Here is a 25,188-nt window from a genome sequence, read left to right on the forward strand (position 1 = left end):
CATGTCTGAGTTTCCCACCACAGCACGTGTCGTCATCATCGGCGGCGGTGTCGTCGGCACATCGGCGTTGTTCCATCTGGCGCGCGCCGGTTGGACCGATTGTGTCCTGCTGGAAAAGAATGAGCTGACCGCAGGCTCGACATGGCACGCGGCGGGCAACTGCCCCAACTTTGCGCCCAACTGGGCCGTGATGAACATGCAGCGTTATGGGCTAGAGCTATACCGCAGCCTCTCCGAGTTGGTGGACTATCCGATGAACTACCACGTAACCGGTGCATTGCGCTTGGCGCACACCAAGGAGCGGATGGAGGAATTCAAGAAGGTCGCCGGACAGGCGCGCGCGCTCGGGCTGACGATGGACTTGTGCACCCCCAAAGAATTGCAAGAGCATAACCCCTTCATGGAAACCCATGACCTGGCGGGCGGCTTATGGGACCCTCTCGACGGCGACATTGATCCCGCACAGCTGACACAAGCGCTGGCTAAGGGCGCGCGCGAGGCCGGTGCCCGGATCGAGCGTTTCTGCCCCGCCGAAGGGATCGACCGTGACGGCGATGAATGGATCGTCAAAACCCCCAAGGGCGATATCCGCTGTGAAAAGGTCGTCAACTGCGCGGGCTACTACGCCCAGCGCGTGGGTGAGATGTTCAAACCCTTTGGCGGGCGCACCGTGCCCATGGTGGTGATGTCTCACCAATACTTCCTCACAGAGCCAATCGCAGAGATCGAAGCCTACACCAAGGAAAAGGGCCACAAGATGCCCATGATCCGCGATGTAGATACCTCCTACTACCTGCGTCAGGACAAACACGGGCTCAACCTTGGCCCCTATGAGCGGAACTGTAAGGCCGCTTGGGTCACCCCCGAGGATCCAATGCCCGAGGATTTCAGCTTTCAACTGTATCCCGACGACCTAGAGCGGCTGGAGTTCTACATCGAGGACGCAATGGCACGTGTGCCTCTGTTGGGCACCGCAGGTGTGGGGCGCAATATCAACGGACCCATTCCCTATGCTCCCGATGGCCTTCCTATGATCGGCCCCATGCCCGGCGTGCCCAACGCGTTTGAGGCGCATTCGTTTACCTTTGGCATCGCGCAGGGCGGTGGCGCGGGCAAAGTCCTGTCGGAATGGGTCATGCATGGCTACACCGAAGACGACATGTGGGCCGTCGACCCCCGCCGCTATACCGACTACGCGGACAATGATTACTGTCTCACCAAAGCGCTTGAGACCTATGGTCATGAATACGCCATGCATTACCCCCACTACGAATGGCCCGAAGGTCGCGACAAGAAGCTATCGCCAGTGGATGCCAAACTACGCGCGATGGGTGGTCAGATGGGCGCCTACAACGGGTGGGAGCGCGCGAATTGGTTCGCCAAACCCGGCGATGACATCTCGCTCGAAACCGCTGAGACTTGGGAGCGTGCTGGCCCATGGGAGGACCGTATCCGCGAAGAGGTGGAGGCCGTACGCGATGGCGTCGGTGTCTTGGACCTGCCCGGCTTTTCCCGCTTTACCGTCAAAGGCACCGGCGCGCGCGATTGGCTTGATGGGCTGACCATGTCGCGGCTGCCCTCTGCGGGGCGTGTGGGGCTTGCATACTTCGCCGATGACCGGGGCCGGATCGTCACCGAGATGTCGGTCTTTGCCTACAGCGATGATGAGTTCATGCTAATCACAGCAGCGCCCGCGCAATGGCACGACTTTGAATACCTCAAGGCGTTCTTGCCCACAGATGGCAGCTTGGCTCTTTCGGACCATACAACCGAGTACTCGACCCTGATCGTGACCGGACCTGCGTCGCGCTCCCTCTTGGCCGCAATCGGCACAGAGGCGGATTTATCCAAGCCATGGCTCACTTTCCAGGCGACGACGCTGGGCGGGCATCCTTGCACCCTGGCGCGTGTCTCCTTTGCGGGAGAGCTGGGATGGGAGGTCCACGCCAAGCTGGACGACATCCCCGCACTCTACGAGGCCATTCTAGAAGGTGGCGCGAAACCCTTTGGGATGTATGCGCTAAACTCCATGCGGATCGAAAAAGGTTACCGCGCGTGGAAGGGGGATCTTTCTTCCGACTACACAGCCCTTGAAGGTGGCTTGGATCGGTTCATCCGGTTCGACAAGCCCCGTGCCTTCCCCGGTAAGGCGGCGCTTTTGTCTGAAAAGCAACAGGGCCGCACCAAAGGCTTTGTCACCATGACGCTGGAACCCGGCACCCATGACGCCCCCTACATGGCCCCGGTCTATGCAGGCGACACCCATGTGGGCGAAGTCACCTCCTGTGCGATGGGCTACCGAACACAAACCTGCATCGCCCTTGGGATGATCAAGGCCGAGCATTTGACCCCCGGCACCGCCCTAACGGTGGATGTCTATGGCACCAAGGTACCCGCAACGGTCCAAGCCGATCAACCCATGTGGGATCCCTCCAACGAAAGACTACGCGCATGATCATTCTTGATGGCGGCATGGGGCAAGAATTGCTCCGCCGCACGGGTGACCGCCCCACGCCCCTCTGGGCGACACAGGTGATGATCGACCACCCCGAGGCTGTGCGTGCCATCCACGATGACTACTTCGCGGCTGGAGCCCAGATCGCGACGACCAACACATATGCCATCCACCGTGACCGCCTGCACAAGGTGGGCATGGACGCGCAGTTCGAGATGCTGCATCGCACCGCCTGTGAAATTGCCGTGTTCTCTCGCGACAACGCGGGGGGTGGTCAGGTGGCGGGATCACTTGGCCCGTTGGGCGGTTCGTACCAGCCCGAGAACACGCCCGAGGTTGAGGATGCCGCGCGGCTCTATGCCGAGATCGTGGCCCTGCATGCGCCTTATGTAGACCTACACCTGATTGAAACCGCAAGCAGCCTAAAGGCTGCGCGGGGTGCGGTTGCGGGCTGTGAGGCCAGCGACAAACCCATCTGGCTCGCGGTCTCGGTTGAGGATAACGACGGCAGCAAGCTGCGCTCTGGTGAGGCGGTGACTGATGTCTTGGACATCGCAGGTATCGACGCGCTGTTGATCAACTGCACCCGCCCCGAGGCTGTAACAACGGCCCTATCGGAGCTGACCGGTGCAACCGTCCCATTGGGCGCCTATGCCAACGGTTTTACCCATATCAAGGAACGGTTCCGCAAACCCGGCGCCACAGTCGACGCCCTTGAGGCCCGGCAGGACCTTGGCCCCACCGAATACCTAGACCACGCCCGCGACTGGGCCCGCTTGGGGGCCAGCATCATCGGCGGATGCTGTGAGGTCGGCCCCGTCCACATCGCAGCCCTTACCGCGCATTTCCACACCGGAGCCCACCCATCATGAGCCTTCCTCCGTCCTCTGCCCGCGTCGTCATCATTGGCGGCGGCGTCATCGGCTGTTCCGTCGCCTACCACCTGACCAAGCTGGGCTGGAAAGATGTCGTCCTGCTGGAGCGTAAACAGCTGACCTCTGGCACCACATGGCATGCCGCGGGCCTGATCGCGCAGCTGCGCGCAACGCAAAACATGACCCGGCTCGCGAAATATTCCCAAGAGCTATACGGCGGGCTAGAGGATGAGACAGGCGTGGCCACCGGGTTCAAACGCGTAGGCTCCATCACCGTGGCCCTCACGGAGGCGCGCAAGGAGGAAATCCTGCGCCAAGCCTCCATGGCGCGTGCCTTCGGTGTTGAGGTTGAGGCGATTTCCCCCACCGAGGTGTTAGAGAAGTACCCCCACCTGAACATCGGCGACGTCACCCAAGGTGTTTACCTGCCTCTGGACGGCCAAGGTGACCCCGCCAACATCGCACTGGCGCTTGCCAAGGGCGCGCGGCAACGCGGTGCGCAGGTGCTTGAACGGACCAAAGCCACCGGCGTTGTACGCGACGGTCGCCGCATCACGGGCGTCCATTGGCAACAAGGCGATGAAACCGGCACGATCAACTGCGAACACGTAGTCAACTGCGGCGGCATGTGGGGCCATGAGGTTGGCGCTATGCTGGGCACCAACGTGCCCCTCCACGCTTGTGAGCATTTCTACATCGTGACCGAGGCCATCGCGGGCCTCACCCAATTGCCCGTCCTGCGCGTGCCCGATGAATGCGCCTATTACAAAGAGGACGCTGGCAAAATCCTGCTGGGCGCGTTCGAGCCAAACGCAAAACCGTGGGCCGCGAATGGCATTCCGGCGGATTTCGAGTTCGACCAACTGCCCGAGGACTTTGACCACTTTGAGCCCATCCTCGCGGACGCCTGCGAACGGATGCCTATGCTGGCGGAAGCGGGCATTCATACGTTCTTCAATGGGCCGGAATCCTTCACCCCCGATGATGCCTATCACCTCGGCCTCTGCCCCGAGATGGACAACGTCTGGGTCGCGGCGGGCTTCAACTCTATCGGTATCCAATCTGCGGGCGGCGCGGGCATGGCGCTGAGCCAGTGGATGGACGCGGGCGAAAAGCCCTTTGATCTGGGCGATGTGGACATCTCTCGGATGCAGCCATTTCAGGGCAACAAGACGTATTTGTTCGAACGCTCCAAGGAAACACTTGGACTGCTGTATGCGGACCACTACCCCTATCTGCAAAAGCGGACAGCACGTGGAGTACGGCGCACGCCGTTCCACCAACACCTGCTGGATCGCGGCGCGGTCATGGGCGAGCTCGCCGGCTGGGAACGCGCCAATTGGTTTGCCCGCGGCAGCCAAGAGGCCGAATACCGCTATAGCTGGACCCGTCAGAATTTCTTTGAAAACGTGCGGGCCGAACATACCGCCGTGCGGGAGGGCGTGGGCATGTACGACATGTCATCGTTCGGCAAAATCCGCGTCGAGGGACCGGATGCAGAGGCATTCTTGAACTATGTCGCAGGCGGCAACTATTCGGTGCCCGTGGGCAAGATCGTCTACACCCAATTCCTGAACGACCGCGCCGGGATTGAGGCCGACGTCACTATCACGCGGCTCTCGCCCGATGCCTATCTTGTCGTCACCCCTGCCGCCACGCGGCTGGCGGATCAAACGTGGTTGATGCGCCACAAGGGCGCGTACCGCGTCACGATCACCGATATGACAGCTGCCGAAGGCGTGCTGGCCATCATGGGGCCACAGGCGCGTGATTTGTTGCAAAAGGTCTCGCCCAATGATTTCTCAAATGCGGCCAATCCATTTGGCACCGCCCAAGAGATTGAGATCGGCATGGGCCTGGCCCGCGCGCACCGCGTCACCTATGTCGGCGAGCTTGGGTGGGAGATTTACGTCAGCACCGACATGGCCGGACATGTGTTCGAAACCCTGATGGACGCAGGCGCTGAAATGGGCCTGACCCTATGTGGCATGCACATGATGGACACCTGCCGGATCGAAAAAGGCTTCCGCCACTTTGGCCACGACATCACGTCCGAGGATCACGTGATGGAAGCAGGTCTGGGCTTTGCCGTGAAAAAGGACAAGCCGGCCTACATTGGCCGCGACGCGGTGCTGCGCAAGCAGGACGAGGGGCTTGCGATGCGGATGGTCCAGTTCAAGCTGACCGATCCAGAGCCCCTGCTCTATCACGCGGAACCGATCCTGCGAAACGGTGAGGTTGTGGGCTTCCTGACCTCTGGCGCTTATGGCCACACGTTGGGCGGGGCGATGGGGCTGGGGTACGTGCCGTGCAAAGGCGAAAGCGTGCAAGAGGTTCTCGCCTCTAGCTATGAGATCGAAGTCGCGGGCACACGCGTGGCTGCCACCGCGAGCCTTAAGCCGATGTACGATCCGAAATCTGAGCGTGTAAAGGTCTGAGGCCGCACCGAGTGTTTGGTGATAAAGTTGGGGGGGCCGGCTCCTCCCTCCGTCCCCCCCGCGGGTCCGGGCGCGCACGCCCACCCCAACCTCTGACGAATCATCCTGGATGATCCAAACCTGTCACCTAAACCGGGTGCGCCTCATGCGGATACTATCTCCACTACGGCGCGCCCTAAGTGTGAACGGCAGGTAAGCATAAGTTTCCACCCCTGAACACCAAAAAATACGCCGCACTGCGGCGTGACCTGCACGTAAAGAACCCAGATCACCCGGTTACTTGGCACATAATAGGCAAGGCTTTGCCGAAGGTCCGGCATAGCCTGACCGCAGCCCCTAGCTGGTCGCGATTTCAACCGCACCAGCGACGTCGCCAACCACTTTTTCCAACAGGTCCGCGTCTTCGCATTCCGCCATCACGCGGATCAACGGCTCGGTGCCGGATTTACGGATCAGTAGGCGCCCCGACCCTTCCAGCTCTGTCTCGGCGGCAGCGATCGCGGCCTGTACGCTGGCATCATCCAACGGCAATTGCCCGGCGGCGAAGCGCACGTTGACCAACTTTTGCGGTACGGGTTCAAAGTTTTGCATCAGGTCCGAAGCCTTGCGACCCGTCAGAACCATCTCGGCCAGAAACTGAAGGCCCGCGATCAGACCATCGCCCGTCGTGGCGTAGTCGGTCATCACGATATGGCCCGACTGTTCGCCCCCAAGGTTCAGCTTGCCCTTGCGCATGGCCTCTACCACGTGGCGGTCGCCCACGGGCGTGCGGTGCAATAGGATCGCGCGCTCCGCAAGAAACCGTTCCAGCCCAAGGTTCGACATCACGGTCGCGACCAGCGCGGGACCGTGCAACCGCCCCTCATCCGCCCAACGCGCCGCGAACAGAGCCATCAGCTGATCACCATCTGCCAGTGTTCCGGTTTCATCCAGGATCAAGACGCGGTCCGCATCGCCATCAAGGCAAATCCCGATATCGGCGCCATGCGCCACCACCTGCTCGGCGGCCGTGGCCGTGTGGGTCGAGCCGCATTTGTCGTTGATGTTGTGCCCATTGGGCGAGACACCGACAGGGATGACCTCTGCGCCCAGCTCCCACAGGACCTCGGGCGCGACCTTGTAGGCGGCACCATTCGCGCAATCGATCACTACCTTAAGCCCATCAAGCCGCAAGCCATCAGGAAAAGTTGTCTTGGCGTATTCGACGTAGCGACCGAGCCCGTCATCAATCCGCTTGGCGCGACCGATGTTTTCGGCGGCGGCAGGTTCAACACCGCGTTCAACCAGCGCTGAAATTTCAGCCTCTGCCTCATCGCTGAGCTTGTATCCATCGGGTCCGAAAAACTTGATCCCGTTGTCATGCGCCGGGTTGTGAGAGGCCGAAATCATCACCCCTAAATCCGCGCGCATCGAATGGGTCAACATCCCCACCGCAGGTGTCGGGATCGGACCCAGTAGCAGCACGTTCATGCCCGTAGACGTCAACCCCGCCGTCAGCGCGTTTTCGAGCATGTAGCCAGACAGGCGCGTGTCCTTGCCGATAACAACCCGGTGCTGCGCCGAGCGGTCCTGACGGAAATACCGCCCTGCCGCCGCGCCAAGACGCAAAGCCATATCAGCGGTCATCGGGTAGCTGTTCGCCTTGCCCCGCACCCCATCCGTGCCAAAAAGTGAGCCCATGCCTTTTCCAATCCATTGCCACAATTTTGCAGTGCCGATGGCCGGACCTCTGACGGGGGGCTTAGTCGGCGGGTGCCTCAGCGCTCTGCCGAACCACATCCCATAGTGTCAGACCTTGGCAGGTGCCTGCAACATCGTGCACGCGCAAAATCTGCACCCCGTGCTCAATTGCCGCCAAGCCCAACGCCAAAGAGCCGGGATCGCGGTCTGCGGCCCGGTCTGTACCCGTCAGCGCGCCAATAAAGGATTTGCGCGACACACCCAGCAGGATTGGACAGCCCAACCCGTGAAACACGCTCAGACCCCGCAAAATCGCCAGCGTATGAGCGCGGGTTTTGCCAAACCCAATGCCCGGGTCGACCATGATCTGGGCACGGGTCAGACCCAACGCCTCTGCCCGAACCACCATCGCCTCAAGCGCATCATAGATATCGAGCAGCGCGTCATCGTACTGCGGATTGGCCTGCATCGTTTCGGGCGTGCCTTGGGCATGCATCAAACACGTTGGGACCTGTTCGCAAGCCGCCCAAGGGCCAAGTGCGGGATCAAACCCAAAGCCGGAAACATCGTTCAGAATCGTGGCACCCGCGGCAAAGCCGGCCTCGGCCACCGCTGCCTTGCGGGTATCGAGCGAAATGGGCTGCGTCACGCCCCCTGCCCGCAGCGCCTCAATCGCGGGAACGATACGGGCGATTTCCTCGGGAACCGGGACTTCTTTGGCCCCAGGCCGGGTGCTTTCGCCGCCGATATCCAAGATATCCGCCCCCGCCTCTGCCATAGCACGGGCGCGGGACTGAATCGTATCAAGGTGCAATCCGGCATCCGTGGCCAACTGACCACCGTCTGAAAAACTATCCGGCGTCACGTTCAGGATGCCCATCACACGCGGGCGATCCATGGTCACACCGGCAATCGGGGCGCGTGGCGCCGTGAGACGCGCGCGTACATCACTGGGCGCGTCCTCTACTGCGATCCGCTCAGGGCTCTGCCCACGGCGCAACACATTGATGGCCTCGGCCCACATCCAGCCACCCGCGATCCGGATGGCCTGATCGGGGTTGCGGGGGGCGCGGGTCAGGATCGGCTGATAATACGCGGTGTTCATGGCTTAGGCGATTGGCTCGTCAAGCACATCGGCGATGCTGGCGGCAACCTCGGCGGTGCTGGGCACATCTGGGCCTGAGGCGCCAATAAACAGGCTCCGCGTCGCTTCAAACATCTGCGCGCAGTAGCCGGCTAAAACCAGCGGGTCGGCCCCATCGGGCGCATCGGTTGCATCCAGCACAATGCGGGACGGCGCCCAGACCGAAACCTGATCATTCTTGAGGCCCCAATCCAGCTCGGTCCGGCTATCGACCACAACGCACCGCGCATCGCGGGCCGCGAGCATCCATGCGTTTTGTTCAATAGCCAACAGATCCACGCGCCGCTGCGCCTGTGGCTGGGCGACTTGGGGGGCCTGCGTCTGGCCGGGGCCGACGCACAGAATTGTCGGAACCCCGACCAATGTATCTACAAACTCCGACAGGCGCGGATCCTGAATGGCCTCGTTTGAGAGGTAAATGACCTGCGGATGCACCACAGCATCAGGTTCAACGATCCGTACCGGCGCACGGGTCTGGCTGCGCACGACCTCAACCCCAAGGGCAAATGGTCCGCGATCCAGCTTTTCGATCCGCACAAAGACACGGGCCGCACGCGGGTCATGCAAAATCCGTTCAGCCACGCGGGCGCACAGCGTCTCAAGCAGGTTCAGGCGCTCGGCCTTTAGCTCATAATCGATGGCTTCGATCAAAGTGTCGTAGCTGAGGATACGGTCGACATCGTCGTCCAGATGATCCCCCATGGGCACCACTTCGACCACGACGTTGCAGCTGATACGTTGCAGCAATCCACGCTCGGCCTGAAACGCGCCGATCTCAACTTCGCGGATATGATCCCGCAAAGAAATCCGGTCGAGCGGATCGGTGTTGGTGGCGGTCGCCGCCGCGCGCTCAGAAGGGTGGGCAAAGGCCAACCGTGTCTCGTCTGACATATCTCGCCCTTCCTTGCGCGGATCAATCGGCCCTTAGGTGCCACAAGGATCGCGCGCTGAAAAGGCTCAGTTCCGGCGAATTGAGCGTCAGGATCGACGCCGCACGCGAGGTCAGCGGATCAGTATTGCTGACGATAGAAAATATGCGTGCCGATCCGCGTGGTGCGTGGATAAACGCGCGCCCAACGGGGGTTCACTGCGGTGGTGTGATAATGCGAGGCTTCATCCGTTAGCGTGCGCGGCGCACCGTCCAACATGATGCGCGCAACTTTGCCCACACGCTCCCACGACTGGCGGTCATTGATCCGCTCGGGGCGGCCATCGCAGGTGTAGCTGAATTGGCAGGCATGACGTTTGCCCGTGCCTTGGTTGATCACACCGCAAACACTATCGGGATAGTTGGGCATGTCGACCCGGTTCAAGATCACCTCTGCAACCGCAAACTGACCTTTCAGCTTCTCGCCGCGCGCTTCGAAATAGAGCGCTTCGGTCAGGCATTGCCATTGTTCCCCACCGCTCGCCTTGGGCATCGCATCCAAATCGCTACGGTCAAAAACGGGCTTGGGCGCGTCCGCACGAGGGGCCACGTAGGGCCGTGCAATCGACTGCATCCGGCGCGCGCTGGTCGAAAACAGCGCCTCCCGCTCAGTTTCCATAAGGCTTGAGAGTTGAATCCCAACAGTCTCGGGAGAGGGGTTCGACGTGCTCAACCGAATATCGGCCTGCGCCACGCCACCAAAAACCACGGCGATAACCGCCGACACAGCAAACATCTTCATACAACTACATCCCATACAGCTGGATGCCCCCAGGCAATCCCGCAACGTCCTTACCGAAATGTGAACGATCCCCCTATACGCTCAGAACCGTTGATGCGCCGCTTGTGGCAAAAAAGTAACAGATCAGCGTTAATAGATGGCAGGAATGGGGCAAGTCAGATCAATTTGTCTTGATTGTTGACGTCGATTTTGTGGTCAAGCGCCGCCGTCGGGGCCTGTCTCATGGCGAATCCTCGCCTGAGCGGCCGCAAGTTTGGCCACCGGGACCCGAAACGGCGAGCAAGAGACGTAGTCAAACCCTGCTCTTCGGCAAAACGCGATGGATTCGGGGTGGCCACCGTGTTCGCCGCACAGTGACAGCACCACATCAGGACGTGCGGCGCGCCCGCGTTCCGCCCCCAGCAATAACAACTCGCCCACACCGTCCAGATCAAGCGTCTGGAACGGATCCTCGGGATAGACGCCCTCATTGACATAGGCCGACATGAACCGACCCGCATCATCGCGCGAGAGGCCATAGGTCATCTGTGTCAGGTCGTTTGTGCCAAATGACAAAAATGCAGAGTTTTCGGCGATTTCACCGGCGCGCAAAGCAGCGCGCGGTGTCTCGACCATCACGCCAAGACGAAAATCGAGCTCCGTTCCGCTTTCGCCCCGCACAGAGGCTGCAAGCGCATCTACGCGGCGTTTGACAAGCTCCACCTCGCGCTGAGCACTGACCAGTGGGATCATGATTTCGGGCACGACAGGCGTTCCGTTGCGGCCCACTTCGACCGCGGCCTCAAAGATGGCCCGGGCCTGCATCTCATAAATTTCGGGGATCGCTACGCCGAGGCGCACGCCACGCATCCCCAGCATTGGATTATATTCATTGAGCGATTCGATATGCGCGCGCACCCGGCTCAGCGGGATATCCAAGGCCTCAGCCATGGCGCGCATGCCCTCTTTGTTACTGGGCAAAAACTCATGAAGCGGTGGATCCAGAAGTCGAATGCACACCGGCGCGCCCTGCATGATGGTGAACAGTTCAATGAAATCGGCCCGCTGCATCGGCAACAACCGCTCAAGCGCGGCAGCCCGGTCACCGGGATCCTCCGCAAAGATCATTTCGCGCATGACCGTCAGGCGGCCCGGCTCAAAAAACATATGCTCCGTCCGGCAAAGCCCGATCCCATCCACACCAAAGGTGCGGGCCAAGGCAGCGTCGGCGGGCGTATCGGCATTGGCTCTGATGCCGATGTCCCGCAGGTCATCCGCCCATGTCATCAACTCCCCAAAGGCACCATCAAGTGCAGGTTCGACCATCGGCGCGGCCCCGCTAAGGACCCGTCCACTGCTCCCATCAACCGTCAGGATGTCGCCATCATGCAGCGTGCTGCCATCCGGCAAAATGATCTGCTTGGCATCGTGATCGACCTTGACCCCGGTGGCGCCAGACACGCACGGCACCCCAAGGCCCCGCGCAATCACCGCCGCGTGAGAGGTCATCCCCCCTCGCTCTGTCAGGATCGCGTCTGAGGCATGCATGCCCCGCACATCCTCGGGCGAGGTTTCGCGGCGCACAAGGATGCAGGGTTCATCGCGCGATAGGGCCGCTTGGGCGGCAGCCGCATCAAAGACAATCTTGCCAGAGGCCGCACCGGGTGCCGCCGCGATCCCCTTTGCAAGAACCGTTATCGTCGCGGCCGGATCGACCTGACGGTGCAACAACTGGGACAGCTCCTGCGGTTCAACCCGCATCATCGCCTCTTGGCGAGTGATGATGCCGTCGCGCGCAAGTCGGGTCACGATATTCAGGTTGGCACGTGCCACGCGCTTGACCCGAACTGCATCGAGGATGGCCAAACGCCCCTCCTCAATGGTGAATTCGGCCTGCATCTCGGCCCGTAGTTTGCGCCGCATCAAGGCCCCGGCGGCCACAAGTTCGGCATAAACCTCTGGCAACAACTCCTCAAGCGACGGACCGCGCGGGTCCTTGGTGAGGAAAAGCGCCTTTGCATTGCTCTCAAGGGCTTCTCGCCCCAGCGCTTGGCCCAAGTAGCGCCCTGTGACCTGCGGCTCACCGGTGACAGAACTGACAAATTGGATCACACCCGCCCCGGATTGACCCGGAGCCAGCCCCAGCGCCATACGCTGCACCACAAGGCCCAGCCCTGCATCTGCGGGCGCACCCTGAGCTTGGCGCAACAGCCGAGCAGAGGTCCCCTCCCACGCGCGGGCCATAGATCGTAGGACCTCACTCAGTTGAACGGTTGGGTCCTGCGGAAAGGCATCGTCCATTTCCGCAGCATATTCGGCCATGGCCGCTGCGGGGGTTTGCGCATCTAGGAACGGCGCATCATCGAGGCGCATCACCTCAATCGCAAACGACCGGATGAACCGCAGATACAGCTTGTCCGCACGCTCTCGGCCCAACCGCTCTGACAGCAGGGCATGGGTCGCGTCGTTCATGCCGATATTCAGGATCGTGCCCGGTCCGCCCCAATCAGCAGCCTCACTTGAGGACCGCACCGAGATCAGCAGCGGATCAGCCTCAAACACTCCCAAAAGCGACGTCAGATCAGGCATCTGCCCATTGGCAATGTTGCGCACTGTCTCGAACGAAAGCGCCACCGTTTGTGGCACCGGCAGCCCCAAACGTACCAACCGCTGCAAACACTTTGCGCGGTTGCCGTGACGCTGTTTGCGGATATCCGCAGTTGTGGTCACTTCAGTGAAATCAGGGCTCTCAAGCATGTTGCCAATCTCATGGTGCATCTGCAGCATAGGGTGCTGCGCCGGTCACACAAGCATCACATTCATAACGCGTGTGTTCATGTCATGCGGTTGATCGCCACAACCACAAGTAGAAGCCCATTGCAGCAGTTAGCCCGTCAGCTTGGTCAAATCCGCGACTTGACTGCAAATCGTTCTGATCTGCGACAACAGGTTCAGCCTGTTGCGACGCAAAATCTCACTCTCCGCATTCACCTGTACCGCGTCAAAGAACGCATCAACCGGACCGCGCAGCTGGGCCATGGCGCCCATGGCGCCCGCGAAATCTTCGGCCTCGATGGCCGGAGAGATCGCCCCCTCTGCCGTCGTCAATGCCGCAAACAAGGCCTTTTCTTCGTCCATCTCCGCAAACTTTACATCCGCGCCAAACGAGTATTCCACCCCATCGGCCGCCTCAGCTTGACTCAAAATGTTTGACGCTCTCTTAAAGCCCTGCACAAGATTTTCGCCATCCTCGGTCGCCAGCACGTCATTCAACGCCCGCGCCCGCGCCACCAGCAACGCCAGATCATCTGCACCCGGCATCGCCAGACACGCATCAATCACGTCGTGCCGGATACCCTGATCGCGCAAATACACTTTGAGGCGGTCGTAGATAAAGCTCAACAGATCAGCCACATCCGCGCCAGGATACCCTTTGGCCAAAACCTCTGACAGGTTCATGCGCGCGCCGTTTTCCAACACCAACCGGATCACACCGAGTGCGGCCCGACGCAGGGCGAACGGATCCTTGGACCCAGTGGGTTTTTCTTCGATTGCCCAAAAGCCGGTCAACAAATCAATCTTGTCCGCCAGCGCAACGGCCACCGAAACCGGTGCCGTGGGCACGTCATCCGAGGGCCCCAGCGGTGCGTAGTGTTCTTCGCACACCGCCGCGACTTCCGCCGGCAGGCCCGCGTGCGTCGCGTAGTAGCGGCCCATCAAGCCCTGAAGCTCTGGGAATTCATACACCATCTCAGAGCTAAGGTCTGCCTTGGCCACACCCGCCGCAGTCGCAGCCGTTTCGGCGTCAGCACCCACGGAGGGCGCGATTTCACCGGCCAGTGCCTTGATGCGTTCAATTCGTTCCAGCTGGCTGCCCAGTTTGTTATGGAATGTCACGTTATCAAGGGATTGCACCCATGTGTTAATGTCAGATGTCGCCACGCGCAGGTCGTTCTCCCAAAAGAACTTCGCATCCGCCAGCCGCGCCGACAGCACCTTTGCGTTGCCCGCAAGGATGGTCGCGCCTTGATCCGCTGTTTCACGGTTGGCCACGGTCACGAACCGCTCAATGCGCCCCGTCGCTCCGTTGCGCACCGAGAAAAACTTTTGGTGCTCTTTCATCGAAGTCTGCAGCACCTCGGGCGGCAGATCGAGGAAGTCTTCCGCAATCTCGCCCATCAAGACCACCGGCCATTCAACTAGCCCCGCGACCTCAGCCAGAAGGCCTTTGTCGTCTACGACTTCCAGACCCGCAGCGAAGGCTTGGTTCGTGGCGTCGTTCCAAATAGCATCTGCGCGTTCAGCAGCCTCAAGCACCACATGGGCGCGTTTCAGCTTAGCCGCATAATCCTCGAACGACGTGACCGAGAAGGCATCCGGCGCCATGAAACGGTGGCCCCGCGTTGTGTCACCCGAGGTGATCGTGTCGACCGAAAACGGCACAACCTCTGCGCCCGCTTCATCCGTCAAAATGCACAGGATTGTGTGCAATGGCCGGACCCAGCGCAGGCTGCCTGCGCCCCACCGCATGGATTTTGGCCATGGGAAGTTGCGCACCACATCGGGAACCAATTCAGCAATAATCTCAGCCGCCGGGCGGCCCGGCTTTTCGATCACCGCAAACCAGACCTGCCCTTTTTTGTCGTCCCGCGCTTCCAGCTGGTCTTTGGCAAGACCCGTGGATCGCAAGAACCCTTCAAGCGCCTTTTCGGGCGCATCAACACGCGGGCCTTTACGCTCTTCGCGGGTGTTCGGGCTTTCGGCCGTCAAGCCATTGACCGACAAAACCAGACGGCGCGGCGTGACGTGCGCCACGGCACCCGAATATGTCAGCCCGGCCTCAACCAGACCATCGGTCACGCGCTTTTGCAGATCCGCGGCGGCACGGGCCTGCATCCGGGCAGGAATTTCTTCGGAGAACAGCTCCAGCAACAGATCGGGCATCAGAAGTCTCCCTTAAAGGTTGCGCGATCAGGGCACGCGTCACCAACGGGAGAGCCGTCATAGGCTTTCTTCCCGCAATTGTTCAATTCATGCCACGCAAAGCCGCGCCCATCGGGCAGCACAGCAATCACGCGGTTTACGCCGTAGGCGATGTTTTCTTGGCCCAGAAACGCAAGCGCCCCGCCGGAGGCCAATGCCTCACCAATTGCGGGTGCATCAAAGCAATCGAACCACGATGGTGGCACTGTGGGCGCTACATTCTCAAGCACTTCGAAGCGTTCGCTCATGAAGGCGGGGGATGACGTGGTTGTAAAACAGGCGCGAAATCCCAACGGGGATGAGGCAGAGCGGATCGCGGTCACATCAGACACGCCAAAAGGCTCTGGCGCGGCCCCGCCCACAGGTGTGGCCTGCAATGTGACGTTTTCCATAGGCGCCCAATAGGCGGAGTGATTGGTGTACCAAATCCCCACGCCGGCGGCCAATGCGGTTCCGAGCAGCAGCATCACGACAAATTTTCCCAAAACCTCAGGCCTCCTGCGGCTGCCAGCCGCCTGCTTGCGTCTGCACGAAAGCGTCTGCACAGGCTTTGGCAAGAGCCCGCACACGCCCGATATACGCTTGACGCTCCGTGACCGAGATTACACCGCGCGCGTCCAGCAGGTTAAAGATATGGCTGGCCTTGATGCATTGATCATACGCGGGCTGTGCCATGACGATCCGACGCCCTGTTTTGGGGTCTTCTGCGGGCAGCGCGAGGATCGCTGCACACTCGGCCTCCGCATCGACAAAATGCTGCAACAGCGCCTCGGTGTTGGCCACGTCAAAGTTCCAGCGCGCGTATTGCGCCTCTGCTTCGCGGAACACATCCCCATAGCTCAGCGGGATCAGCGCGTCCGGTGCATTGAACGGCATGTCCATCACATGGTCCACGCCCAGAACATACATGGCAAGACGCTCGAGACCGTAGGTCAGCTCGCCCGAGACAGGCTGGCAATCATGCCCGCCAACCTGTTGAAAGTACGTGAACTGCGAGACTTCCATTCCGTCGCACCAGACTTCCCACCCAAGGCCCCAAGCGCCAAGTGTCGGGCTTTCCCAGTCATCCTCAACAAAGCGGATGTCGTGCAGGTCCATATCAATCCCAATCGCCCGGAGCGAGCCAAGGTACAGCTCCTGCAAATCGGGCGGTGAGGGTTTGATGATCACTTGATATTGATAATAGTGCTGCAACCGGTTGGGGCTGTCGCCGTAGCGGCCATCAGTCGGGCGGCGCGAGGGCTGCACATAGGCGGCGGCCCAAGGCTTGCTCCCGAGGGCGCGCAGGGTCGTGGCGGGGTGAAATGTGCCCGCACCAACCTCCATATCGTAGGGTTGCAGGACAGCGCAGCCTTTGGACGCCCAATACTCTTGCAGGCGCAGGATGATCTCCTGGAACGAGCGTGGGGTCGTGGGCGTGGGGGATGCGGACATAGCGGTGCTCCGTGGCGTTCGGTGCGGGGGCACCGGCGTTCGGCGCTTGCATAGGCGGTTCCGTGAGGGGGGTCAATCAACGCGGGGATGCGACCCGAAAGACGCAGCCGCCCCGCGATACCGTTTGGTCGGGGTGCCTAAGCATTGCACTGCGTCCCCCGCTTTGGCACAAAGCCCCAACCACGCCAACACGCGCCCTGCCAACCGCGACACGCGCCAAGGCACACCCGCGACGGAGACAGTATGACACGCCGCCTTTTGAACGTATTTTTTGTGATTTTCATGGGCTTTTTCGCCCCTGCGGCCCTCGCGCAGCAAAGCACTTGGGTGCAGATAGAAAGCCACCCTACCCTGGCCGAGGCGCAAGATCGCGCCCGCGCCTACGAAACACTTGTCCCCGACCTGAACGGTTTCGCCGCCCCCTCCGGATGGTATTCGCTCGCGCTGGGACCCTTCGACGCGGCCACCGCCCAGACAACATTGCGCCAGTTGCGCGCCAACGGGTTAATTCCTCGCGACAGTTTCATTGCCGATGGGCGTGGGTTTGGGGCTCAATTCTGGCCCGAAGGCGGCCGCAATGACAGCCAACAAGCACAGGTCGCGACGCCAAGCCCCACGGCGCCGGCCATCGCGCCCCCCGGATCACCGTCCCCATCGGACGAAACAGTGGCTGAGGCCCGCGCATCCGAACGGTTATTGACCCGCCCGCAGCGCGAAGACCTGCAAACCGCGCTCCAGTGGTTCGGCTTCTATACGGCTGCAATTGATGGTGCTTTTGGTCCCGGCACGCGCCGCTCCATGCAGTTGTGGCAGGATGATCAGGGCCAAGAGCCCACCGGCATTTTGACCACTGCGCAACGCAGCCAATTGCTAGAACAATACGCGGCCGCTCTGGCGACCCTTGGGCTTGAAGTTTTGCGCGACGACATCGCGGGTGTGCAGATTGAGGCCCCCCTTGGGCTGGTGCAATTTGACCGCTACGAGGCCCCCTTTGCCCATTATGAGGCCCGGGATGACAGTGGCGTGCGCATGATCTTGATCAGTCAGGCAGGTGATCGCGGCACCGTCAGCGGGCTTTATGACATTCTGCAAACCCTTGATGTGGTGCCGCCAAACGGCCCCCGCTCCAAGGGCCGCGATGGGTTTATTCTACGCGGCGAAGGTCCTGCGCTGACATCCGAAACACATGTCCGGCTGCGGAACGGCCACGTGCATGGCTTTATGCTGATCTGGCCCCCAGAGCAGGCAGAAACCATCGCCCGTGTCCTACCCAAGATGGAGGCAAGCCTGCGCTCGATCGGGCCCGCGATGGACCCCGCTCAAGGCTACGACGCCACGCGCCAAGACGTCGATCTGGTGTCTGGCCTTGATGTGCGCCGCCCCCTCAAATCTCGCTCGGGCTTTTTTGTGGACGCTGCGGGCCGCGTGTTAACCTCAGCCGAGATGGCGAACGGGTGTGGTCGGCTTACGATCAACCAACAGCACCCAGCGGAGGTGATTTTTGCAGATGACACCATCGCACTGCTCGCCCCGCAAGAGCGTTTGGCCCCCGTCGCTGTCGCAGCCTTTGCGCGCACGCCCGGCCGGTTGCGCAGCAGCGTTTCGGTTGCGGGCTTTCCCTATGAGGGCATCCTTGGTGCCGCGAGCTTAACCTTCGGCACGCTTGAGGACCTGCGCGGTTTGACCGGTGATGAGGCGCTGTTGCGGCTGAGCATGGTGGCCCAACCCGGTGACACTGGCGGGCCAGTGTTTGACGAAACCGGCGCTGTCACAGGTGTTCTGCTGGCTGACACGTCTGCCACCCGTACCCTGCCCCAAGACGTGGCTTTTGCGCGCAAAGCAGGTGACATCACCGTGACGCTTTTATCTCAGGGGGTGTCACCCGCGATCTCTTCCGCGACAGAGGCCCTCGCACCACAGGACCTGACCACGCGAGCGGCTGATATGACCGTCTTGGTCAGTTGCTGGGAGCAATAATCGACAAAGGCCGCCCTAACTACGGGGCGGTCTACCCTGTGTTTTTGGACGCTTTTTCTTCCCAACGCCCACTTTCCTCGGACCAATAGCGCGCCGCAGCGCCCGCATCTGTCAGCGATTTCCACTGCGTCCGGGCGTGGGCCACAGCCTCGCCATCGGTGCCATCGAACAAGATCATCACCCGCGAGAGCGTCCCCACCTCTTCCGGTGTGACCTCAGCCCCATCCACCGCCATGACACACTGCGGATCATTGGCAGCCGTCATATCAGCCGTCAAAAGAATGGGTTGGCGGGCATCGTGGTCCCCGCCCGCAAGCCCGTGGGGCAGAAAGCTATCCCGCGCGCCATGCCACAACTTGGCATCAAGCGCCTTTAGACGCTCCGCATCGCGGCCCCGTAACGCCACGCGCCACCCTGCCCCAAGCGCTTTGCCGAGCAGAGTGGCGGCGGTGACCTCAAGAGGTTGCCGCGTCAGGTGGTAGAAGTAGGCCTCTCCCATCGGTCGTGCGCTATTTGGCCTCGTATTTGTCGGCGATCAGCTGATCGAGGGCGCGCACGCCCCAGCCTGTCGCACCCGCAGGGGCCAAAGAGGTCTCAGAGGACACAGAGGCTACACCGGCGATGTCGAGGTGGATCCAAGGCGTCTCATCTTTGACGAAGCGCTTGAGGAACTGCGCCGCAGTGATCGACCCTGCCGCGCGACCACCAACATTTTTCATGTCCGCCACGCGGGATTTGAGCAGCTTGTCATAGGCGGGCGATAGCGGCAGGCGCCACGCGCCTTCGCCTGTTTCCTTAGCCGCCGCAAGAAAGTCGTTCGACAGCGTGTCGCTGTTGGAAAACACGCCCGCGTTTTCATGACCAAGACCGATAATGATAGCCCCCGTCAGCGTCGCCAGATCAATCATACCCGAGGGCTTGAACCGCTCCTGCGCGTACCACATCACGTCGCACAGCACGAGCCGACCCTCGGCATCGGTGTTGATGACCTCGATCGTGTCCCCCTTCATGGAGCGGACAACATCGCCCGGGCGTTGTGCGTTACCGTCGGGCATGTTTTCGACCAGCCCCACGATACCCACAACATTGGCCTTGGCTTTGCGCAGCGCCAAAGTACGCATCACGCCGGCCACGACGCCCGCGCCGCCCATATCCATGGTCATGTCTTCCATGCCGCCCGCAGGTTTGAGCGAAATACCGCCGGTGTCGAACACGACGCCTTTGCCGATCAGCGCAAAGGGAGGCTCATCCGCCCTATCCGTGCCACGCGCGCCGTTCCAATGCATCACAACCACTTTGGATGCGCTGCGCGAGCCCTGCCCCACGCCCAAAAGCGCGCGCATACCCAGCTTTTCCAGGTCTGCTTCTTCGAGGATTTCGACCTCAAGCCCCAGCTCCTGCATTGCGGCAAGACGGGCGGCGAAATCGTCGGTCGTCAGCACGTTGGCGGGCTCATTGACCAGATCGCGCGTGAAAAACACGCCCTCAGCGATGGCCGCAAGGGGGTTGGCTTCAGCGGCAAGTTCCTCGGGCTTGTTGTGCATGAAAACGGTATCTTGGCGGGGCGTATCATCGGCCTTGTCGACCAAGTGCGCATCAAATTCATAGGCCCGCAGCGCCAACCCAAGCGAGACATCCGCCGCACGGCGCTGACTGCTTCCCAGCACCAACAACGCGCCCCGGCCCTTGAACTTAGCCAAGGCGGCGCCCGCATCGCGGGCTTCTGCCGCTTCGGGGCGGCGGGCCAGCTTCATCACCATAATCGCCTCTGCGGCGATACCTGCGGGGTAGCCAATCTCAATGCCTTTGCCTGCTTTGGCTTTTTCAAACGCCTTGCTCTCAACTGCCCGCGCGACAGCCCCTTTGGTCACCCGATTCAAACGCCGCGCTTCTGGCGACAATGTGCCTTCCTCGGGAACAAAGATCGCGATCTTGCCCTCAACGGCTGCAAGGCCTTCCAGATCGGGGTGTTTGAAATGAATTTGCATCGGCGCGGTCATGGTATGTCTTCCCTGTTCTCAACCCATTACGTGGGCGTTGTGCGGCAACCTAGCCCTCCACATGGGCAATGACCAGTTTACACTCGCACCGGGCGGCCAAAGGGACTAAAAAGAGCCAAGCACGATGCACGGCGGGGCACTAGGGACAGTATGCGTACTTTCGACAGATACATCCTGTCGCATCTCCTGATGGTTTTTGGCTTCTTTAGCCTGATCCTCGTGGCGGTCTATTGGGTCAATCGCGCGGTCAGCCTGTTTGATCGGCTGATTGCGGGTGGATCGAACGTTTCGTTGTTTCTGGAACTGACACTGCTGACCTTGCCATCCGTGATTCTGACAGTGCTGCCCATCTCGGCACTTGTGGCGACGCTCTATGGCGTGAACCGGCTGAGCGGCGAGAGCGAGTTGGTCGTGGCCCAAACCACAGGGCTAAGCCCGTGGACCATGGCGCGCCCGGTCCTGTATTTCGGCCTGTGTGTCGCGGTGCTATTGTCACTTTTGGCACATCTGCTGGTGCCCGTGTCCCGCACGATGTTGGTTGAGCAAAACCAAGAGCTATCGCGCGACATCACCGGCCGGTTCCTTAAGGACGGTGAGTTTTTGCACCCCGGCACCGGTATCACCGTCTACGTTCGTGAGATCACGGAGCAAGGCGAACTGCGGGGCGTATTTCTTCAAGATCGCCGGGACGCCGCGGCGCGCACGACCTACACGGCAGAACGTGCCGTTTTGCTGCGCGCAGGCGACAGCCCCCGGTTGGTCATGTTCGAAGGCGCGGCCCAAACCCTGCACACGGACACGCGCAGCCTAACGGTCGTATCGTTTGCAGATTTCACCTATGACCTTGCGGGCCTTGTCGGCGGACCAGCGAGCCCGCGCAAGGACCCAAGGTCGCTTGATACGGCCACGCTGCTGCGTGCAGACGCAACGGACTTGGCCCGGGACGGGGTCAAACGCGGGGTCTATTTGTTTGAGGGACACAACCGCTTTGCCGAGCCGATATTCGCCGCCGCCCTACCCGTCTTGGCCATTGCGCTTCTGATGCTGGGCAGCTTTTCGCGGCTGGGCCTGTGGCGTCAAATCCTCGCGGCAGTGTTTTTGGCGATTTTGCTCAAACTCACCTCCAACGTGGTTGAGAACGCGGTGCGTGGTAACGCGGGTCTTTGGCCGCTCACGTATCTGCCCGCATTGATCACGATGGGCATGGCAACACTCGCGCTCAGCTGGAACGCATATGCCCCGCGCAAACTGGTCCGAGGGGTGCCTGCATGACCCTCAATCTGTATCTCTTGCGTCGTTTTTTCGCGACGGTTGGCCTTGTGACACTGGTGTTTATCGCGCTGCTGTTTCCCATTGACCTGATGGAACAGGTCCGCCGGTTGGACCAAGACAGCGGCGGGTTGCGCGACGGCTTTCGCCTCGCGTCGCTGAACCTGCCAGCCGCCCTGTACCAAATCCTGCCATTGATCGTGATCCTTTCAACGCTGGCCCTATTGGTGAGCCTCGCACGGTCCTCCGAATTGGTGGCCATCCGGGCCTCGGGACGATCTGGGATGTCGGCACTTGTCGCGCCCATTGGTGGGGCATTCCTACTGGGCCTGTTTGGGCTAGGCGTGTTGAACCCCATCGTTGCTGCCACCCAATCAGAATATGAGCGTGTCTCGGATACTTTGCGCAGCGGCGTTTCCTCAGTCCTGTCCCTATCGCCCGAAGGCGTGTGGCTGCGGCAAGGTGACGGAGCGGGGCAAACCGTCATTCGCGCGGCGCGGTCATCCTTGGACGGGACGGTTTTGTTCGATGCAACGTTTCTACAGTTCGACGCCGAAGGATCGATGATCGCACGGATCGATGCGTCCCGCGCGCGGCTTGCGCCGGTCGCACCAGAGGGCTCCGAATGGCGCCTCCAGAACGCCAAAAGCTGGCCTTTGGGCAGCAGCCGCAACCCCGAACGTGATGCATCATTACATCCAACGCTCAAACTGCCATCAACCCTGACCCAGGCACAAATCCGCGACAGTTTTGGCGTGCCTTCCGCGATCCCGATCTATGAATTGCCCAGCTTTATCAACCAACTCAACGCCGCAGGTTTTTCAGGCCTGCAACACAGGGTTTGGCTGGCGATGGAACTGACCTCGCCGGTCATGCTCATGGCCATGGTCTTGATTGGGGCGGGCTTTTCTATGGGCCATGCCCGCGCAGGCGGCGTGGGCAAAATGGTGTTGATTGCTCTGATCGTCGGCTTTGGCATTTTCTTCCTACGGTCCTTTGCGCAAGTCTTGGGTGAGAACGGTCAACTATCTGTTCAAATTGCAGCATGGGCGCCCCCGTTAGCCGCCATTTGCGTCGGCCTCGGCGTCCTTTTGCACAGAGAGGAAGGGTAATGCCCCGGCCTATGTCCCCCCTGATATCCCCACTTGCGGCAACCGCTCTTGTCCTCGTCCTAGGCCTTGGCCCCTCCATAGCGCAGGAAACACCGCCCCCCGCGCTTTTGATTGCGGATGCGATCGATTTTTCGGGCGAAACGGGCACCCTCACGGCCAAAGGCAACGTGGAGGTATTTTACGACGGCGTTCAGCTGAAGGCAGGCGAGATCCGCTATGATCAAACAGACGACAGCCTGTCTATCAACGGACCCATCACTCTGCGTGACGACGAAACGACCGTCATCTTCGCCGACTTCGCAGAATTATCATCTGACTTACAAAGCGGTCTGCTGCGCGGAGCGCGTTTGGTGCTCGACGAGCAGTTGCAAATCGCCGCGACCGAGATTTCACGCTCCAGCGATGGGCGATTTGTGCAGGCCTACCAAACGGTCGCGTCCTCTTGCACCATCTGCGCTGAGAACCCGGTACCGCTTTGGCAAATACGCTCCAAGCGGGTGATCCACGACACGCAGGAACGGCAATTGTATTTCGAACAAGCCCAACTGCGCGTGATGGGCGTGCCCGTGATTTACCTACCACAAATCCGGTTGCCCGACCCAACGCTTGAACGCTCCAGCGGATTTCTCGCGCCCGAACTCAGCTCGGACGATCAACTCGGCACCGGGATCAAAATCCCGTACTTTCACGTTATTGATGAGAGCCGTGATCTGACGCTGACGCCCTATGTGACGAGCGGCGGGACCGAGACGCTAGAAGCCCGCTACCGCCAAGCCTTTGTGAACGGCGCGATAGAAGTAAATGGGGCGCTGACATTCGATGGCCTCACCCCGGATGCCTATCGCGGATATGTGTTCGCCGAAGGAACGTTCGATGTCGCGCACGACTACACCCTCACATTTGATGTCGAGACAACCTCCGACCCCGACTACCTCGTAACCTACGGTGTCTCGGACTTGGACCGATTGACCCGCCGCCTCGCCCTTGCCCGGGTGGATCGAAAGCATATCAACCAAGCAGAGATCATCGCCTTTCAATCCTTACGCGAAAGCGAGGACAACCGCTTCCTGCCCACAATTTTGACCTCGGTCAGCACGACGCGACGCTTTGCGCCCGACATGATCGGTGGGATAGCAACGGTGGACGCAGAGGTTCACGGTCATTACCGCCGGGGCGACGACGCTGCGACGGGCTTATCACGAGATGTGGCACGCGTTGGTCTCAGCGCGCAGTGGGAACGGTCTTGGCTGTGGAACACCGGCCTCGTGACGCGGCTGCACGCAGAGGGTCACCTTGATCATTATCAAATCCTCCAAGACCCACTAAACTTTGCAGATGAAACCGTCACACGCGTGACACCCATCCTGACGTTTGAGGCCCGCATACCAATGGCTAAGGCAACGACCGGAGGCGTGCAGCACCTTCTGGAGCCAATCGTTCAGGCCGTCTTTACCCGCGACACCCTGAACGATGCGCCAAACGAAGACAGCCAAACCGTCGATTTCGACGAGGGCAATTTGTTTTCAACGTCTCGATTTGCGGGCCGCGATGTCCGAGAAACCGGCAATCGGTTGAATATTGGCGTAAATTACACCCGGGTCGATCCCGTAGGCTGGGACCTTGGGCTCACGCTTGGTCGCGTGGTGCGGGATGCGGACCAAAACCAATTCAACGCAGGCACCGGTCTGGATGGGTCATCCTCGGACTGGTTGGCCGCAGTATCGCTAGATGTGCAGGACCGCCTGCAGTTGGCCCATCGTGCATTGTTCGACGATCAACTGTCGTTTGCACGTTCTGAAACCCTACTCCGCTACACCGATCCCCGGTACTCGGTGTTATCAGGTTTTACATGGCTTGAGGCAGATGCGGCGGCGGGACGGCTCTTGGACACATCCGAATGGTCACTGGATGCGACCGTTGCTTTGGCGCGCGACTGGACGGGACAAGTCGACTGGCGGTATGACTTTGAAACCAACGATGCCAGTACCGCAGGTGTCGGGCTGAGCTACCATTCCGATTGCGTCCGGGTGGACTTCAACGTCTCAAGACGCTTTACAGCTACAACGACCCTGCGCCCCGCAACGACCGTCGGTTTGACGTTTGAACTGACGGGATTTGGCGCAGGCAATGAGGGCAGTCGCGAGCAACGCCGCAGCTGCGCATTCTGATGAG

Annotated in this window: 17 protein-coding genes; 7 read left to right on the plus strand and 10 right to left on the minus strand. The window is 60.7% G+C overall.

Annotation, left to right across the window (positions count from 1 at the left end):
• Nucleotide 1 precedes the first annotated feature (1 nt).
• The 3 genes from THS5294_RS11745 to THS5294_RS11755 are packed head-to-tail and all read left to right on the plus strand — an operon-like array spanning nt 2 to nt 5,768.
• On the plus strand, nt 2–2,455 hold the full coding sequence (locus THS5294_RS11745; protein WP_058123909.1) for a GcvT family protein: 2,454 nt from the start codon (nt 2–4) through the stop codon (nt 2,453–2,455).
• The gene (locus THS5294_RS11750; protein ID WP_058123910.1) at nt 2,452–3,327 is read left to right on the plus strand and encodes a homocysteine S-methyltransferase family protein; all 876 of its coding nucleotides are present in this window, start codon (nt 2,452–2,454) and stop codon (nt 3,325–3,327) included. Before THS5294_RS11745 ends, THS5294_RS11750 begins: the two co-directional genes overlap by 4 nt.
• Complete coding sequence (locus tag THS5294_RS11755) at nt 3,324–5,768, plus strand: GcvT family protein (RefSeq protein WP_058123911.1); 2,445 nt, start codon at nt 3,324–3,326, stop codon at nt 5,766–5,768. Before THS5294_RS11750 ends, THS5294_RS11755 begins: the two co-directional genes overlap by 4 nt.
• Nucleotides 5,769–6,104: 336 nt before the next feature.
• Here THS5294_RS11755 and glmM read toward each other — a convergent pair whose 3' ends face one another.
• The 8 genes from glmM to THS5294_RS11795 form a co-directional block, all read right to left on the minus strand.
• The gene (gene glmM, locus THS5294_RS11760; RefSeq protein ID WP_058123912.1) at nt 6,105–7,448 is read right to left on the minus strand and encodes a phosphoglucosamine mutase; all 1,344 of its coding nucleotides are present in this window, start codon (nt 7,446–7,448) and stop codon (nt 6,105–6,107) included.
• Nucleotides 7,449–7,509: 61 nt separating this feature from the next.
• Nucleotides 7,510–8,553, minus strand: a complete 1,044-nt coding sequence (folP, locus tag THS5294_RS11765; RefSeq protein ID WP_058123913.1) for a dihydropteroate synthase — start codon at nt 8,551–8,553, stop codon at nt 7,510–7,512.
• A 3-nt stretch (nt 8,554–8,556) separates the two neighbouring features.
• The gene (locus tag THS5294_RS11770) at nt 8,557–9,483 is read right to left on the minus strand and encodes a dihydroneopterin aldolase (RefSeq protein WP_058123914.1); all 927 of its coding nucleotides are present in this window, start codon (nt 9,481–9,483) and stop codon (nt 8,557–8,559) included.
• Between the two features lie 119 nt (nt 9,484–9,602).
• Nucleotides 9,603–10,262, minus strand: coding sequence for a cell wall hydrolase (locus THS5294_RS11775; RefSeq protein WP_058123915.1), 660 nt, complete (start codon nt 10,260–10,262; stop codon nt 9,603–9,605).
• A 195-nt stretch (nt 10,263–10,457) separates the two neighbouring features.
• Nucleotides 10,458–12,998 (minus strand): putative PEP-binding protein, encoded by a 2,541-nt coding sequence (locus tag THS5294_RS11780; RefSeq protein WP_082645031.1) that lies wholly within the window; start codon nt 12,996–12,998, stop codon nt 10,458–10,460.
• Between the two features lie 129 nt (nt 12,999–13,127).
• Nucleotides 13,128–15,185 carry a glycine--tRNA ligase subunit beta gene (gene glyS / locus THS5294_RS11785; protein WP_058123917.1) on the minus strand — a complete coding sequence of 686 codons (2,058 nt, stop codon included), beginning with the start codon at nt 15,183–15,185 and terminating at the stop codon, nt 13,128–13,130.
• Nucleotides 15,185–15,709 (minus strand): DUF6446 family protein, encoded by a 525-nt coding sequence (locus THS5294_RS11790; RefSeq protein WP_058123918.1) that lies wholly within the window; start codon nt 15,707–15,709, stop codon nt 15,185–15,187. The genes glyS and THS5294_RS11790 overlap by 1 nt, the downstream gene beginning before the upstream one ends.
• 4 nt (nt 15,710–15,713) lie before the next feature.
• On the minus strand, nt 15,714–16,658 hold the full coding sequence (locus tag THS5294_RS11795; RefSeq protein WP_058123919.1) for a glycine--tRNA ligase subunit alpha: 945 nt from the start codon (nt 16,656–16,658) through the stop codon (nt 15,714–15,716).
• Nucleotides 16,659–16,901: 243 nt separating this feature from the next.
• Here THS5294_RS11795 and THS5294_RS11800 point away from each other — a divergent pair, with 243 nt between their 5' ends.
• A complete protein-coding gene (locus THS5294_RS11800; protein WP_058123920.1) occupies nt 16,902–18,635 on the plus strand; it encodes a serine protease in 1,734 nt (577 codons plus the stop codon).
• 31 nt (nt 18,636–18,666) lie between these two features.
• Here THS5294_RS11800 and THS5294_RS11805 read toward each other — a convergent pair whose 3' ends face one another.
• Both THS5294_RS11805 and THS5294_RS11810 read right to left on the minus strand, forming a co-directional pair.
• Nucleotides 18,667–19,134, minus strand: a complete 468-nt coding sequence (locus THS5294_RS11805; RefSeq protein WP_058123921.1) for a DNA polymerase III subunit chi — start codon at nt 19,132–19,134, stop codon at nt 18,667–18,669.
• Between the two features lie 10 nt (nt 19,135–19,144).
• Entirely contained in the window at nt 19,145–20,635 is a 1,491-nt protein-coding gene (locus tag THS5294_RS11810) for a leucyl aminopeptidase (RefSeq protein WP_058123922.1), read from the minus strand.
• A 150-nt stretch (nt 20,636–20,785) separates the two neighbouring features.
• Between THS5294_RS11810 and lptF the strand changes: the two genes are divergently transcribed.
• Genes lptF through THS5294_RS11825 form a run of 3 tightly spaced genes read left to right on the plus strand, consistent with a single transcriptional unit; the run spans nt 20,786 to nt 25,184 of the window.
• On the plus strand, nt 20,786–21,907 hold the full coding sequence (gene lptF / locus THS5294_RS11815; protein ID WP_058123923.1) for an LPS export ABC transporter permease LptF: 1,122 nt from the start codon (nt 20,786–20,788) through the stop codon (nt 21,905–21,907).
• Nucleotides 21,904–23,016, plus strand: coding sequence for an LPS export ABC transporter permease LptG (lptG, locus tag THS5294_RS11820; protein WP_058123924.1), 1,113 nt, complete (start codon nt 21,904–21,906; stop codon nt 23,014–23,016). The genes lptF and lptG overlap by 4 nt, the downstream gene beginning before the upstream one ends.
• Before the next feature lie 11 nt (nt 23,017–23,027).
• Nucleotides 23,028–25,184, plus strand: a complete 2,157-nt coding sequence (locus THS5294_RS11825; RefSeq protein WP_072936644.1) for an LPS-assembly protein LptD — start codon at nt 23,028–23,030, stop codon at nt 25,182–25,184.
• Nucleotides 25,185–25,188 lie beyond the last annotated feature (4 nt).

The sequence above is a fragment of the Thalassobacter stenotrophicus genome, from assembly GCF_001458315.1.
Lineage (GTDB): Bacteria > Pseudomonadota > Alphaproteobacteria > Rhodobacterales > Rhodobacteraceae > Thalassobacter > Thalassobacter stenotrophicus.